Annotated in this window: 12 protein-coding genes; 7 read left to right on the forward strand and 5 right to left on the reverse strand. The window is 72.9% G+C overall.

All coding sequences use genetic code 11. The features are described 5' to 3' along the window. Nucleotides 1-25: 25 nt before the first annotated feature. Both pseB and HTZ77_RS02905 read left to right on the forward strand, forming a co-directional pair. Nucleotides 26-1,012, forward strand: coding sequence for a UDP-N-acetylglucosamine 4,6-dehydratase (inverting) (gene pseB / locus HTZ77_RS02900; protein WP_328808385.1), 987 nt, complete (start codon nucleotides 26-28; stop codon nucleotides 1,010-1,012). Next, nucleotides 1,009-2,133, forward strand: a complete 1,125-nt coding sequence (locus HTZ77_RS02905; RefSeq protein ID WP_175587815.1) for a DegT/DnrJ/EryC1/StrS family aminotransferase — start codon at nucleotides 1,009-1,011, stop codon at nucleotides 2,131-2,133. Before pseB ends, HTZ77_RS02905 begins: the two co-directional genes overlap by 4 nt. 8 nt (nucleotides 2,134-2,141) lie before the next feature. On the opposite strand, the gene HTZ77_RS02910 is transcribed toward HTZ77_RS02905, so the two are convergent. The 3 genes from HTZ77_RS02910 to HTZ77_RS02920 all read right to left on the reverse strand — a co-directional run bounded on the left by HTZ77_RS02910 (nucleotide 2,142) and on the right by HTZ77_RS02920 (nucleotide 6,637). Then, nucleotides 2,142-4,049 (reverse strand): glycosyltransferase, encoded by a 1,908-nt coding sequence (locus HTZ77_RS02910; RefSeq protein WP_175587816.1) that lies wholly within the window; start codon nucleotides 4,047-4,049, stop codon nucleotides 2,142-2,144. Between the two features lie 78 nt (nucleotides 4,050-4,127). Continuing rightward, nucleotides 4,128-5,981 carry a class I SAM-dependent methyltransferase gene (locus HTZ77_RS02915; RefSeq protein ID WP_175587817.1) on the reverse strand — a complete coding sequence of 618 codons (1,854 nt, stop codon included), beginning with the start codon at nucleotides 5,979-5,981 and terminating at the stop codon, nucleotides 4,128-4,130. Further along, the gene (locus HTZ77_RS02920; RefSeq protein ID WP_235994134.1) at nucleotides 5,978-6,637 is read right to left on the reverse strand and encodes a hypothetical protein; all 660 of its coding nucleotides are present in this window, start codon (nucleotides 6,635-6,637) and stop codon (nucleotides 5,978-5,980) included. Before HTZ77_RS02920 ends, HTZ77_RS02915 begins: the two co-directional genes overlap by 4 nt. Before the next feature lie 343 nt (nucleotides 6,638-6,980). Here HTZ77_RS02920 and HTZ77_RS02925 point away from each other — a divergent pair, with 343 nt between their 5' ends. Together HTZ77_RS02925 and HTZ77_RS02930 are read left to right on the forward strand one after the other, a co-directional pair. Further along, nucleotides 6,981-7,226 carry an acyl carrier protein gene (locus HTZ77_RS02925; RefSeq protein WP_175587819.1) on the forward strand — a complete coding sequence of 82 codons (246 nt, stop codon included), beginning with the start codon at nucleotides 6,981-6,983 and terminating at the stop codon, nucleotides 7,224-7,226. Continuing rightward, nucleotides 7,207-8,043, forward strand: coding sequence for an SDR family NAD(P)-dependent oxidoreductase (locus tag HTZ77_RS02930; protein ID WP_328808386.1), 837 nt, complete (start codon nucleotides 7,207-7,209; stop codon nucleotides 8,041-8,043). Before HTZ77_RS02925 ends, HTZ77_RS02930 begins: the two co-directional genes overlap by 20 nt. A gap of 48 nt (nucleotides 8,044-8,091) precedes the next feature. Here HTZ77_RS02930 and HTZ77_RS02935 read toward each other — a convergent pair whose 3' ends face one another. Next, the gene (locus HTZ77_RS02935; RefSeq protein WP_175587820.1) at nucleotides 8,092-9,288 is read right to left on the reverse strand and encodes an RNA-guided endonuclease InsQ/TnpB family protein; all 1,197 of its coding nucleotides are present in this window, start codon (nucleotides 9,286-9,288) and stop codon (nucleotides 8,092-8,094) included. After that, nucleotides 9,281-9,703 (reverse strand): IS200/IS605 family transposase, encoded by a 423-nt coding sequence (gene tnpA / locus HTZ77_RS02940; protein WP_407940470.1) that lies wholly within the window; start codon nucleotides 9,701-9,703, stop codon nucleotides 9,281-9,283. The genes HTZ77_RS02935 and tnpA overlap by 8 nt, the downstream gene beginning before the upstream one ends. Before the next feature lie 154 nt (nucleotides 9,704-9,857). Between tnpA and HTZ77_RS02945 the strand changes: the two genes are divergently transcribed. From HTZ77_RS02945 to HTZ77_RS02955, 3 genes are all read left to right on the forward strand, one after another. Continuing rightward, the gene (locus HTZ77_RS02945; RefSeq protein ID WP_175587821.1) at nucleotides 9,858-11,171 is read left to right on the forward strand and encodes an AMP-binding protein; all 1,314 of its coding nucleotides are present in this window, start codon (nucleotides 9,858-9,860) and stop codon (nucleotides 11,169-11,171) included. Nucleotides 11,172-11,226: 55 nt separating this feature from the next. Next, entirely contained in the window at nucleotides 11,227-12,480 is a 1,254-nt protein-coding gene (locus HTZ77_RS02950; protein WP_235994135.1) for a LuxE/PaaK family acyltransferase, read from the forward strand. 143 nt (nucleotides 12,481-12,623) lie between these two features. Next, the gene (locus HTZ77_RS02955) at nucleotides 12,624-14,087 is read left to right on the forward strand and encodes an acyl-CoA reductase (RefSeq protein WP_328808387.1); all 1,464 of its coding nucleotides are present in this window, start codon (nucleotides 12,624-12,626) and stop codon (nucleotides 14,085-14,087) included. The last annotated feature ends 143 nt before the right edge of the window (nucleotides 14,088-14,230 follow it).

The following is a 14,230-nucleotide window of genomic DNA, read 5'->3' on the forward strand; positions in this document are numbered from 1 at the left end:
GCGTGAACACGATTCAGGGGGTCACGTGAGCATTCTGAGCGGATCGTCCGTACTGATCACCGGAGGCACGGGGTCCTTCGGCAAGGCCTTCATCCGCCATGCCCTGCACGTCCTCGACGTGCGGCGGCTGGTGGTCTTCTCCCGCGACGAGCTCAAGCAGTGGGAGTCGCGCCAGACGTTCGGCGACGACCGGCGGCTGCGCTGGTTCATCGGCGACGTGCGCGACCGCGACCGGCTCACCCGCGCCATGCACGGCGTCGACTTCGTGGTCCACGCCGCGGCGCTCAAGCAGGTCGACACCGCCGAGTACAACCCGTTCGAGTACGTCCGCACCAACGTCACCGGCTCGCAGAACGTCGTCGAGGCCGCCATCGACAGCGGCGTGCGCAAGGTCGTCGCCCTGTCCACCGACAAGGCGTCCGGCCCGGTCAACCTGTACGGCGCGACCAAGCTCGTGGCCGACAAGCTGTTCGTGTCGGCCAACCACTACGCGGCCGGCCACGCCACCCGCTTCGCGGTCGTGCGCTACGGCAACGTGGTGGGCAGCCGCGGCTCGGTGGTGCCGTTCTTCCAGCGGCTCGCCGCCGAGGGCGCCAGCCTGCCGATCACCGACAAGCGCATGACCCGGTTCTGGATCACCCTCGACCAGGCGGTGCGCTTCGTCGTCGACTCCTTCGACATCATGCGCGGCGGCGAGCTGTACGTGCCGCGCATCCCCAGCATGCGCATCACCGACCTGGCCGAGGCCGTGGCGCCGTACGCCCCCGTCTACGAGGTCGGCGTCCGGCCCGGCGAGAAGCTGCACGAGGAGATGATCGGGCCCGACGACGGCCGCCGCGCGCTGCGGCTCGGCGACCGCTACGTCGTCCGGCCCGCCATCGCCACGTGGGGCTACGAGCCGCCGGCCGACGGCGAGCCGCTGCCCGACGGCTTCGCCTACCGCTCCGACACCAACGACCTGTGGCTGTCGGCCGACGAGCTGCGCCGCATGCTCGCGGACGGCCGCTGGTGATCCCCTACGGCCGGCAGTCGATCGCCGAGGACGACGTGCGGGCCGTCGCCGAGGTGCTGCGCGGTGACTGGCTGACCACCGGGCCGGCGGTCACCGCGTTCGAGGCCGGGCTGGCCCGCTGGACCGGCGGCGTCCCCTGCCTGGCCGTCACCTCCGGCACCGCCGCCCTGCACGTGGCCTACGCCGCCGCCGGCGTCGGCCGGGGCGACGAGGTCGTCACCTCGCCGCTGACGTTCGTGGCCACCGCCGCCACGGCCGCGCTGCGGGAGGCGCGGGTCGTCTTCGCCGACGTCTGCGACGACACCGGCAACCTCGACCCCGATGCCGCGGGCGCGGCGGTCACCGGCCGCACGAGGGCGGTCACCGCCGTCGACTACGCCGGCCACCCCGCCGACTACGACGAGCTGCGCGCCCTCGCCGACCGGGCCGGGGCGCTCCTCGTCGGCGACGCCGCCCACTCCCTCGGCGCCTCCTACAAGGGCCGGCCGGTGGGGTCGCTGGCCGACGTCACCACGTTCTCGTTCTTCGCCACCAAGACCGTCACCACCGCCGAGGGCGGCGCGCTGGCCCTGCCCCACGGCGAGCGGTTCGCCCGCGCGGCGCGCTTCCGCAACCACGGGCTGGTGCGCGACCCGGCCGAGCAGCGCGACCCCGGCCACGGCGGCTGGCACCAGGAGGTGCACGACTTCGGCCTCAACTACCGGCTTCCCGACGTGCTGTGCGCGCTCGGCCTGAGCCAGCTCGGGCGGCTGCCCGCATTCCTGGCGCGCCGCGCCGAGCTGGTGGCCCGCTACGACGCGCTGCTGGCCGGGGTGCCCGGACTGCGGCTGCCGGAGCGACGGCCGTACGTGGAGCCGGCCTGGCACCTGTACCCCGTGCGGATCGGCGGGGGGCGCAGGCGCGAGGTGTACGACCGCATGCGGGCGGCCGGCATCGGGGTGCAGGTCAACTACATCCCGGCGTACTGGCATCCCGTGTTCGAGGACCTCGGCTACCGGCGCGGCATGTGCCCGCGGGCCGAGGCGTACTACGCGGAGGAGCTGTCGCTGCCGCTCTTCCCCGGCCTCACCGACGCTCAGCAGGACCGGGTCGTGGAGTGCCTGCTGGCCATCCTGGTCTGACGGCCGTTCTACCTCTGGTTCTCCATCGGCGGGCAGTGCTCCACCAGCATCAGGCAGCCGTCGTCGCCCCGGTCGGCCACGAACCTGCGGCCCGCCACGGTCGCGGCCGGGCGGGCCCGGGTCCGTACCAGCGGGCGGAGCTTCCTGCCCTGGTCGAGCAGGACGTCCCAGCGCGGCACCCGGCCCACGGGCGGCTCGATGTCGCCGAGCCGGATCCGGCCGCTGAAGACGTGACCGTCCAGGGTGGCCGGGAAGTAGACCTCCTCGCCGTCGCCGCGCCGGATCAGCCGCAGCACCGGCTCGCCGTCGCCCGGGTCGGTCAGCTCGCCCGCCACCAGCAGGTCGCCGCCCTCGATCCGGCACTCGCCGATCAGCGCCTCGGCGCCGCGCACCCGCAGCCCCCACACCCCCTTGCCGGCCCGTACGGGCACCAGCCAGGACCCCGCGCGGCGCACCGGCGGCGGCACCGCCGGAGGCAGCCATCGGGGCCCCGCGACCTTCGCCTCCAGCCGCAGCCCACCGGCCCGCAGCTCGACGCGCAGCTCCCAGTGACCGCGCCGGGCCAGCCGCGCCGGTGACAGCGTGGCGGGGTCGAAGGCGAAGCCGAACGGGAAGCCGTGCTCGGCCGCCACCCCGCCGTCCTCCTGGGGGAGGCCGAGGCTGGCCGGCATCACCCTGTCCTCCGACAGGGGCACGGTGTCGCCCGTGCAGCGTTCCCGGAGCCACACGCGGACGCGGGCGCGTCCCAGGCTCCGCGCGTCGAACCGGCCGACCGACATCCAGCCCTCGCCGCGCAGCAGGCCGTCCCGCCAGCCGGTGGACAGCAGCCGCGTCTCCAGGTCGAGCTCGTCGGTCACCTCCGACAGGTGCGCGGGCAGGGCGGGATGCCGGCCGTACCAGCGCCTGCCGCCCAGCCCGAACCCCGTGGAGGCGAGCGGCGGCCGCAGACGGCCCTCGCGCTCCTCCGCGTACACCGCCGCCAGCTCCTCCACCCGTCGCCGGTGCAGCAGGTGCGTCAGCAGCCTTCGCCGGTACGGCAGGCTCAGCCAGTCCTCCGGGGCGACGCCGTCGAGGTAGCGGGCCGCGAGGTCCAGGAGCGCCGGGTCGGTCGCCGGCCCCGTGCGGGCCACCGCCGCCACCGCCACGCTCATGTCGATGTCGAGGGTGTCGCGGTCGAAGCGCCGCTTGACGCCCGGCGCCCGGCGGGCGAGCAGCGTGGCCGTCTCCAGCACCGACAGCAGGCGGTCGCGCACGTTGCCCGGCTCCAGGCTGCGCTGGGTGACCGACCAGTCGCGCCGGCGCCAGTGGTAGACGACGGCCTTCAGAACGTCCACCGAGGTCGCGCCCACGTGCGCGGCCATGGCCACGGGCTGGTCCTCGTACAGGCGCTCCGGGAACGTCAGGGCGAGGGCGTCCCAGAAGGAGCGCCGGTAGACCTTGTTCCACAGCATGCGGTCGCGGACCAGCAGCGGGTGGCGGGTGATGTGGGTCCGCTCCAGCCGCCTGGCGAACGCCTGCCGGTGCGCCCACGACGGCACGAGCTGGTCGCGGTGGAGGCGCATGACGTTGCCGCAGGCCAGGTCCGAGCCGGTGGACTCCAGTGACGCCACCAGGCGGCGGAACGCGTCCCGGGGCACCAGGTCGTCGCCGTCCACGAACGCCAGGTAGCGGCCGGTCGCGTGCCGCACGCCGAGGTTGCGCGCCCGTCCCACGCCGCCGCCGGCCTGCCGGACGAGGCGCACGCGAGGGTCGGCCGCCCACCTGGCCTCGACCACGGCCGGCCCGCCGTCACGGCTGCCGTCGTCGACGCAGATCACCTCGATGTCGCGCAGCGTCTGCGTGGTCAGCGAGTCGAGGCAGGGGCCGAGGTACTCCTCGACGTCGTGGAACGGGACGACCACCGACAGGATCGGCACGAAACCACCTTCTCTTCTCCGGCCGTGGGGGTTGCTCCCGCTCCCGTTCGGGCTTCAGCGGGACATGGGGCAGGGCGTTCAGCGGGTCAGGAGGCGCAGGACCTTGCGGGCGGCCCGGCGCGGGCGGGACAGGCGGCGCGACAGCCGGTACCCGAGCGTCCGGCGCAGCGTGGCCGCCTTCCGCTGGCTCTTGCGCAACTTGGCGCGGGTGCGCACCAGCTCGCGCTCGCGGTAGCTCAGCTTGGTCTCCAGGCGCGCGATCCGGGCCAGCGAGGCGGTGAGCTGCTCGGTCACCCGGTCACGGGCGCTCAGCAGGTCCCGGTAGGTGGGGGCGGCCCCGGCCAGTTCGGCGGGCCCCACGGGTTGCCCCAGCTCGGCCTCCAGCTTGCGGGCCCGGTCGAGGTCGTCCTGGTCGCAGGTCTGACCGGCCATGCCGCAGAGCGTCAGCGCGAGCTGCCCGGCGTCGAGCGGCCACGGCCACGGATGGTGGTGTCCGGCCGCGAGCAGCCGTACGGCGAACCGCCACAGGATCCGGCAGAGCACCACGGGCACGGACTCCGGACTGCCGGGGGCGGGGACCGGGGTGATGGCGGTGAACCGCTCGCCGTCCCAGACGAGGTTGTCGGCGGGGGCGTCCCCTCCGTCGGCCACCCACGCGGCCAGCGCGGCCAGCAGGTCGCGGACCGCGCGCACGTCCTCGCGGGCGCACGCCTCGACCAGCACCTCCTCGACGATGCGGCCGCGCGGGATGGGGCGCGCGGTCCCGCCGGGCAGGCGCCTGGTGGAGGTGGCGGTGACCTCGTGCACGGCCCGGCCGACCTCGACCAGCCCTTCCGGCAGGACGTCGCGCGGGGCGTCGGCCACGGCCGCCGGCTCGCGGGCGTCCTCGACGGCGACGTCCGGCGCGCAGGCGTGCTCTGCCACGACGTCCGACGCGTAAGGCCCTTCTTCCGCAGACGCGACGCCCGGCTCTTCCGCAGGCGCGACGCCCGGCGCGTAAGGAGCCTCGTCGATCCCGGCGCCTGCCTCGTACGGCCCCTCCTCGGCGGCCGCGACGCCCGGCTCGTAAGAACCCTCCTCGGCCTCCGCCCCGTGAGGCCCGTCCTCGGCGGCGGAGCTTCGGGGGCGGGTCGCCACCGTGAGCCAGAGCGGCGCCAGGTGCTCCCCGAGCCCGTGGCGGAACGCCAGCCGGGTCAGCCGCAGCGGGTCCGCCACGAGCATGGTGTCGCCGCCAGGCGCCGTGAGCGGCACCGTGAGCGCCTCGGGCAGGTCCTCGCGCAGGAGTTCACGTCCGAACAGGGCACGGGGCGCGCACCGTGACGGGTAGGCGGCGTAGCACCGCTCGGCCACGACCCCCACCGCCTCCAGAGCCGCGTCCAGGGCCTCCGGACCGCCGGGATGGCTGGGGTCGAAGCCGTGCGGCTCCCAGTGCCCGTCGGCGCCCTCACGGTCGGGCGGCCGGGCATCCACGAACCGGTCGACGCCGAGGTCGTTCGGCACCGCGAGGACGAGCCGCCCGCCCGGCGCCACGAGCGCGGCGAGGGCCTGGAGCGACGCCCGCCACGGCGGCGCCGGCTCCTCGGCGGAGTGCGTGCGTTCGAGCCCGTCCAGGGCCAGCACCAGGTCGTACGGCTGGACCCCGGTGAGCGCCCGGAGCCGTCCGCAGTGAACGTCCAGCGCGGGGTGACGCTCGCCGAGGGCGCACGCGTCGGGGTAGGACCGCACGAGCACGGCCACCGAGGAGGCGGTGCCGGACACCGCGCCGATGAGGCCCTTCGGGTGCGGACCGGCCACCAGCACCCTCCCGCCGGGAGGGACGAGCCGCCGGACCAGTTCGAGCCCGGCGCCGCGCCAGTCGGTGACCGCGTCGGCGTCGGACCACAGCAGCATCTCGCCGCCGATCAATCGGACATTGCCGGGCACCTCGGTCATGCGCATCGCACCCGCTTCCAGCCGAACATTCGCTGCAGCTCCTCAGGTGTCGCCTGATAGTCGAATCCCAGCTCCCGTAGCGCGGCCTCGGCGGCCAGGCCACGGTCGACGTGCTCGCCGTGCAGCTCAGGCCAGAGCCGCATGCGACGGGCCGTACCTCCGTATTCGGGGCGTTCGCCCTCGAACTGCATCGGATCGCCGTACACGGCGATGTCGCAGCCCACCGACGCGCCGTAGAACAGCGCGCTGCCGAGCCGGTTGGAGGCCACCCTGCGGTGACGGCGCAGCTCGGTGAGCTGGCGCCGCAGGAAGTCGCGTCCGGTGTCGTCCCATCGGGAACCGCGGCTGCCGTGGCAGATGACGCGGAATCCGGCCGACTCGTACGCCCCCCTGATACCGATATTTGCGAATTCGAGCCAGTAAAGGCATACGGTCACCGGACCGCTTTCCACCTCGCGGATGTACGCGGCGAGCCGGCCGTGGTCGCCGATCACCGCATTCTTCTCCCAGCCGTGGAACGGATACCAGATCGTGCCTTCCCGCTCTTCTTCCGGCACAAGACCCAGATCGGGCTCCAGGGCGAGGAGGTAGATCCACGGCGCGCCGATGAGGTAATGGCCGCGGCGGCCCATCGACCAGCCGCGCCGACGCAGCACGTCGGCCCAGATGAACCGGGGATATCCCGGTGTGCACCAATGGTCGTTCGGTGGGTATCCGTGGAGATAGTTCCAGCCATGCTGGACGAATCCCTGTATGCGGCGGGGAACGTCGTCCGGGAGCCCGCAGTATCGGGCGAGTATGCGGGAGTGCCCGTACCAGTGATTGGATTCGTCCATCATTCCCCCTGTAGCGGTTGGCGCGCCCTCAGGGACATTCGCATCCTCGCCCGGACATCACCCAGCTTTATACGGTTCCATTACTCGCGACGGGGGCTCGGTTTGAGCCATGGAGGATCACCGATACACTACGTTCTGGTTCGACCACGGAGAGTGAGGGAGCATGGGCCACCTCGACCGCCTGCGCGGCGTCTTCCGCGCCGCGCTGAGCCTTCCGGACGGCGCCGACGTCGACGAGCTCGAATACCGGGCGATCCCGCAATGGGACTCCCTTGCCCACATGGCGCTGGTCGCCGCCATCGAGGACGAGTTCGACATCATGCTCGAAACGGACGAGATCATCGACATGAGCTCGTTCGCCCAGGCGGCACGGCTGCTGGAGAAGCACGGTGCCGGCGCCGCGTTCTGACCCATCGCCCGGCCGGGCCGCCGACGGCGACGACAAGGCCGTCGACGAGGCGATCGCGGCCCCGGTCCCGACGGCCGGCACCTCGCGAGTGGCGCTGGTCACCGGCTCGACCTCCGGCATCGGGCGAGCCGTCGCCGTGGCGCTCGCCGCGGCCGGTGACGAGGTGATCGTCCACGGCCGCGACGCCGAGCGGGCCGCCAAGGTCGCCGCGGAGGTGGCCGCCGAGACCGGCGGACGCACCTGGTCGGTCCACGGCGACGTGGCCGACCCCGGCGCGGTGTCCAGCATGATGCGCCGGATCCGCGAACGCCACGGCCGCCTCGACGCACTCGTGGTCAACGCGGGCGCCCACGACGCGGCGCTGCTCGGCCTGCTGCCCGGCATGGCGGTGTCCCGGCTGTTCGACGTCAACGCGGTGGGCGCGGTCCACACCCTGCAGTCGGCGATCAGGCTGCTGCGCAGGGGCACGAGCCCCGCCGTGGTGCTGGTCTCCTCGATCATGGCCCGGCGCGGTTCGGTGGGCCAGGCCGTCTACTCCGCCACCAAGGCCGCGCTGCTGGGCCTGACCGTGTCCGCGGCCAAGGAGCTCGGCCCCGCCGGCATCCGGGTCAACGCGGTGGCCCCCGGCTTCGTGGAGACGGCCATGCTCGCCACGCTCGACGACCGGGCCCGCGCCACGACCGTCGCCGCCACCCCGCTCGGCCGGGTGGGGCAGCCGCGCGAGGTCGCCGCCGCCGTGGCGTTCCTGCTCTCCGGCCACGCCTCGTTCGTCACCGGCCAGGTGCTCGGTGTCGACGGCGGGCTGGTGGTGCTGTGAGGTCCCGACACGGTGACTCCTCCGCTCCCTGAAGCGAGCGGCTTCTCGCTAAGCCGCTCGCGCGACCCGGCGAAGGGCAAGCCCTGCCCTCAAGATGTTGATCGCCGCGTTGACGTCGGCGTGCGCTTCGTAGCCGCACTGTTGACATCGGAACTCGGCTTGAGTGACGCGGTTCTCCCTCGCACAATGCCCGCACTCGGCGCACGTACGGGAGGTGTTGGCAGGATTCACCGCGATCAGCTCTCGACCGGCGCTTTCAGCCTTGTGCGACAGGATCGTCAGGAACACCCCCCAACCCGCGTCCAAGATCGAACGGTTCAGCCCGGACTTCGCAGCGGCGCCGTTGGGCAGATAGCCGCCGTTGCCGTCCGGTTTGGGTGCTGCCCGCTTGGTCATATTGGTGACTTTGAGTGCTTCGTGCACGATCAGGTCATAGCCGGCCACCAGCGCCTTGGCTGCTTTATGCGCGGCATCCAGACGCTGGCGGCGCACCTTGGCGTGCAGGGCCGCAACGCGGGCCACAGTCTTGCGACGTCTGTTCGAACCCCGCTTCTTGCGGGCCAGGCCACGCTGCGCGGCCGCGAGAAGGCCGGCGGAGGCGGCGAAGTGCCGTTTGTGCTCCAGATGGTCGCCGTCGCTGGTGGTGGCGAGCGAGGCGACGCCCATGTCGATCCCGGCCATGGCACCCGTAGCGGGCAATGCTTCGGCGGGAACGTCGTCGCACGACAGCACCACGAACCAGCGGGAGGCCTCATGCTTGACGCTGATCGTCTTGATGTTGCCCAGCACGCGGCGATGCTGGTGCACCCGGACGTGGCCGATCCCCTGAAGCCGCACGTAGATGGTGACCGGGTGATGGGGCTGGGAGTCCCACCGGCAGCCGTCCCCGTCCTTGGGCCATTCGACGGTGTCGTACCATCCCCGTCCCTTGAAGCGGGGAAAGCCCGGTGTCCGTCCCGCCTTGACCCGGGCGAAGAACATGGCGAACGCCTTGTCAAGCCGGCGCAGGGTGGCCTGTTGGGAGGAGAAGGACCAACGCGCTTGGCCACCTGGATCGTCGGCTCGGATGTGCTTGAGGTCGGCCGACTGGTCGCCGTAGCGGACTGTGACGCCCGCCTTGCGGTAGGCGATACGGCGATGCTCCAGTGCGGCGTTGTACAGCTGCCGGTGGTCCTCCAGGCAGTGCGCGAGCGCGGCGGCCTGCTTGCTGGTGGGGCGCAGCAGGAATTTGAACGACCTACGCATTGCCACCGCCCTTGGACGGCCGTTCGTACTGCGTGTCGATGTAGCGCTGCACAGTCTCAGCGGTCACGGCGCCGGCCGTGGCCACGAAGTAGGACCTCGACCACAACGTGGGCAACCGGGAACGCAGGTGGCCGAACTCGGCCCGCAGGTGGTGGGAGGTGAACCCCTTGAACTGGTTGGCCACGTACGACGGAGAGTTCTTCGGGTGCGGCTTGACGAACAGGTGCACGTGGTCGGGCATCACCTCAAGCACCACGATTTCCCAGCCGTGCTCGTCAGCCTTGGCGTGGATCAACTGCTCCAGGCGCGTCTTGACCCGCCCGCCAAGGACCGGGCGGCGATACTTCGGGCACCACACGACGTGGTAACCCAGGTCGTACGCCGCGCCGGGGGAGGTGCGCACCCGACTAGCCACGCGATCAATATAACAGCGTGACGCATCTAATACGCGATGGACGGAGTTCTTTGATGCGCAGACCAGAAAGGTCAGGGCACGCTCAGGCCTTGACGGCCCTCCCGCTCCCGATTCCCCCGTCGCCTGAAGGCGACGGTTCACTCGGGAGGACTTGATGGATGGTTTCCCGCACCCTGACGCGCGGCTCGTCGTCGCCGGAGAGCCGGGCGAGCTCACGGGCGACCTGCTGGCCGCACGCGTCGAGCGCACCGCGCAGGTGCTCGCGGGTCTGCCGCCGGGCCCGGTGTTCTGCGGCATGCGCAACGACCTGGCGTCGGTGGTGCGCTACCTCGCCGCGTGGCGGACCCGCAGGCCGGTGGCTCTGCTCGACCCCGACCTCTCGGCGGGGGCGCTGACCGGGCTGATCCGGAGGTTCCGGCCGGCGGCGCTGTTCGGGTTCGCCCACGCCGTGGAGAGCGCGCCGCGCGGGCGCCGCGACGCCGACGATCCCCATCCGGACCTGGCCGTCCTGCTCGCCACCTCGGGCTCGACCGGCAGCCCCAAGCTCGTGCGCCTGTCGCGCCGGGCCGTGCTGTCCAACGCCACGGCCATCGCCACCGCCCTGGCCATCGAGCCCGGCGACGTCGCGCCGACGAGCCTGCCGCTCTACTACAGCTTCGGGTTGTCGGTGCTCAACAGCCATCTGGCAGCGGGGGCCACGGTGGTCCTGACCGACGCGGGCCTGCTGGAGCGGTCGTTCTGGACCCACCTCGACGCCCACGGCTGCACGTCGCTCGCGGCCGTGCCGTACCAGTACGAGATGCTGCGCAGGCTCGGCTTCGACGCCAAGGAGCACCCGACGCTGACCACGCTCACACAGGCGGGCGGCCGGTTGCGTCCGGAGCTCGTGACGGAGTTCTCCGGCAGGGCCGACCGGTTCTTCGTCATGTACGGGCAGACGGAGGCGACGGCGCGTGTCGCGGTCCTGCCGCCGGACCGGCTGGCCGCCAAGCCGGGCTCGGCCGGGGTCGCCGTTCCTGGTGGCCGGCTCAGCGTGGCCGACGGCGAGATCGTGTACGAGGGGCCCAACGTGATGATGGGCTACGCGGAGACGGCCGCCGACCTGGCCAGGGGCGACGACCTGGGCGGCGTGCTGCGCACCGGCGACCTCGGCCACCTCGACGACGAGGGCTTCCTCTACCTCACCGGGCGGATGAAACGCATCGCCAAGATCTTCGGTGTGCGGGTCAGCCTGGACGACGTCGAGGGGCTGCTGCGCGACTGCGGGCCGGTGGCGGTGACCAGCGGCGACGACCGGGTCACGGTGTGGGCCGAAGGGCTCGACCGCGACGCGTGCGCCCGCCTCGCCCGCCGCCTCAGCACGGAGCTGCGGTTGCACTGGAGCGGCTTCGACGTCCGCGCCGTGGACCGTCTCCCGCTGCTGACCACGGGCAAGGTCGACTACGGCGCGCTGGAGGCACGGACATGAGTCCGCGGAGGGGCGGCCGGACCGCCGCCGGTCCCCCGAGGCGCGGGGAGACCGCATGAGCGTCTTCACGCTGACGGCGGACGACCGGGAGTGGGCGTTGGTGCCCCGGCTGGCCGAGCTGACCGAGCGGCACCGGCACGCCTGCCCGCCGTACGGGCGGATCCTGGCGGCGATCGGGTCGCACGGGCCGTACGAGCGCGTGGCGGACCTGCCGTGGCTGCCGGTGCGGATGTTCAAGACGCACGAGCTGCGCAGCGTGCCCAAGGAGGAGGTGTTCCGGGTGCTCACCTCCAGCGGCACGACCGGGCAACGGCCCAGCCGTGTCCACCTCGACCGGCACGCCGCGGCGGCGCAGCCGCGCATGCTGGCGGCGACGCTGCGGGAGGTGCTCGGCGAGCGGCGGCTGCCCATGCTGATCGTCGACACCCGCTCGGTCGTACGCGCCGCCACACTGAGCGCGCGTGGCGCCGGGGTGCTCGGCATGATGAACCTCGGTCGCGACCACACCTTCGTGCTGGACGACGGCGGCGAGGTGGACGCGGCGGCGGTGCAGGCGTTCCTGGCGCGGCACGGCGGCCGGCCGTTCCTGATCTTCGGGTTCACGTACATGGTGTGGCTGCACCTGCGCGAGCTGGGGCTCGACCTGTCGCGCGGCGTGCTGATCCACTCCGGCGGGTGGAAGAAGCTGGCCGAACGGGCGGTGGACGCGGCGGAGTTCCGCGGGCGGCTGGCGAGCGAGTGCGGGCTGACCCGCATCCACGACTTCTACGGCATGGTGGAGCAGATCGGCACGATCTTCCTGGAGGGGCCGGAGGGAGACGGGCTGTACTGTCCCGACTTCGCCGACGTGGTGATCCGCGACCCGGAGACGTGGGAGGAGGCGCCGCCGGGCGTTCCCGGGCTGATCGAGGTGGTCAGCACGCTGCCGACGTCGTACCCGGGGCACGTGCTGCTGACCGAGGACCTGGGGGTGATCCACGGGGTGGACGACGGCATCTGGCCGGGCAAGCGCTTCTCGGTGCTGGGCCGGCTGCCGCGCGCGGAGGCACGGGGGTGCAGCGACACTATGGGCGCACCGACGGGCGGGGCGTCGGACGCGATCATGGGCGACTCGTGGGGCGGGTCGATGGTGGCGCGGACGCCTCCGCAAGCGCCTCCGCAGACACCTCCGCAAGCGCCTCCGCAGGCATCTCCGCAGGCGTCTCCACAGGCGAACGGGCGCGATGCCGCCGCGGACAGGCCGATGCCGCCGACGTCTCCGCGAACGTCCGAACGTGGTGACGCCACGGACGGGACGGCGGCCGCATGACGGGCGACGCCGACCCCACCCCCGCACGGGCCCCTGAAGAGGGGTCCGACGGCGTGCGGTACCGCTCCGAGCAGGGCGCCGGCTCGCGATCCCGCTTTGACGGCGGCGCCGGGGCGCGATCACTCTCGGAGGGGGCGGTGGACGTGCGGTTTCCCTTTGAGGGCGCCGTCGGCGTGTGGGAGCTGCTTGACGACATGGCCGCTGCGCCGAGGCTGGTCGTGGGCGACGAGCGGATGCGGGCGTTCCTTGAGGACGTCGGGCGGAGGCTGCGGGCGCCCGAGGTGGCGCGGCGGCATCCCGAGCTGGCGTCCCTCGGATTCTTCCTGCGGCGGAGCGAGCTGGAGCGAGCGGCGGGCCTGCCGCGAGGCGACGAGCCGCGGCAGACCGGCGCGGCCGGGGCCGGGGAGTTCTTGCGGGTGCCGCGTGGCTTGGTGTTCCACGTCGCTCCGGCGAACGTCGACACCGTCTTCGTCTACTCCTGGGCCCTTTCCGCCCTCATGGGCAACCGCAACGTCGTCCGGCTGTCGGCACGCGCGGGCGGAGCGGCCGAGGCGATCCTCGACATCATGCGCCAGGCGCTCGACGACGCCGATCCGGTCGTGGCCCGCACCCAGCGCATCGTTTCCTACGAGCACCACAGGGCCGCCCCGCGCAAGAGCCACGCCGAGCCCTTCTCCAAGCAGCTCGAACGCCCCACCGCCGCTGACCAGGCCCTGGACCACCGTCAGACCGACTCCACCAACCACGCTTCCGTCGATCACTCCCAGAGCGACCACGACCGCCACGACTCCGGCAAACAGCCTCGAACCGGCTCCGTCAGTCACCCCCAGCCCGTCGCCTCCACGGCCCCCGGTCCCGGGAATGCGGCGGGACCCACAGCGGTGCTGTCGGCGGCGTGCGACCTGCGGGTGATCTGGGGCGGTGACCGTACGGTGAACGAGATCCGCCGGCACCCGCTGGCCCCGCACGCCCTCGATCTCGCCTTCCCCGACCGGTCGTCGTTCGCGGTGATCCGCGCGCGGGCGTGGCTGGAGGCGACGCCCGCGACGCGGGAGGCGGTGGCCGACGGGTTCGCGGTCGACGCGTACTGGTTCGACCAGGCCGCCTGTTCCTCCCCCGGCACCGTCTTCTGGGTGGGCTCCCCCACCGAGTGTCACGTGGCCCGCGACGGGTTCGCCGCGTGTCTGGCGGAGGCCGTGGCCCGGCGCGGGTGGACGGTGGACACGGCGATGGCCGTCGAGAAACGGGTGGCCGCGTACGGGCTGGCGGCCGACGGCGTGGCGGACGCGGTCGAGTTCCGCGGGAACGTCCTGGCCCAGGTGATCCTGACGACGCCCGGCGTGGCTCCGCGGCGGTGGCTCGGCACGGGAACGTTCGCGCACGCCCGGCTCAGCTCGCTCGATGAGCTGGCGGACGTGGTGCGGCGCAAGGATCAGACGCTGACGCACTTCGGGTTCGCCCGCGAGGAGCTGGCCGGGCTGGCTCGGGCGCTGGGCGGGCGCGGGCTGGACAGGATCGTGCCGATCGGGAAGGCGCTGGGGTTCCACCGGGTGTGGGACGGCGTCGACCTGCCGGCCGAGTTCTCCCGCCTGGTGACCATCCAGTAAGCCGACAGGCCGATGGGTCTCATCGCCCGCAGGTCCCAGCAGACCTACTCGCAGGACCCAGCAGACCTATAGGCCCACGGCCACCGCGGCCGCCCCCCGGCGCCGTGGCTCGCGGCGCCCCGGCCGGCCCGGCGGCGTCGAGC

Origin of the sequence: Nonomuraea montanisoli (assembly GCF_013363975.1) — a bacterium.
GTDB lineage: Bacteria > Actinomycetota > Actinomycetes > Streptosporangiales > Streptosporangiaceae > Nonomuraea > Nonomuraea montanisoli.

Bases quoted from the DNA above. Each gene is read 5' to 3' on its own strand.
- HTZ77_RS02915 (WP_175587817.1), bottom strand. From the start codon at position 5,981: ATGACCGAGGTGCCCGGCAATGTCCGATTGATCGGCGGCGAGATGCTG.
- HTZ77_RS02925 (WP_175587819.1), top strand. From the start codon at position 6,981: ATGGGCCACCTCGACCGCCTGCGCGGCGTCTTCCGCGCCGCGCTGAGC.
- HTZ77_RS02935 (WP_175587820.1), bottom strand. From the start codon at position 9,288: ATGCGTAGGTCGTTCAAATTCCTGCTGCGCCCCACCAGCAAGCAGGCC.
- HTZ77_RS02945 (WP_175587821.1), top strand. From the start codon at position 9,858: ATGGATGGTTTCCCGCACCCTGACGCGCGGCTCGTCGTCGCCGGAGAG.
- HTZ77_RS02950 (WP_235994135.1), top strand. From the start codon at position 11,227: ATGAGCGTCTTCACGCTGACGGCGGACGACCGGGAGTGGGCGTTGGTG.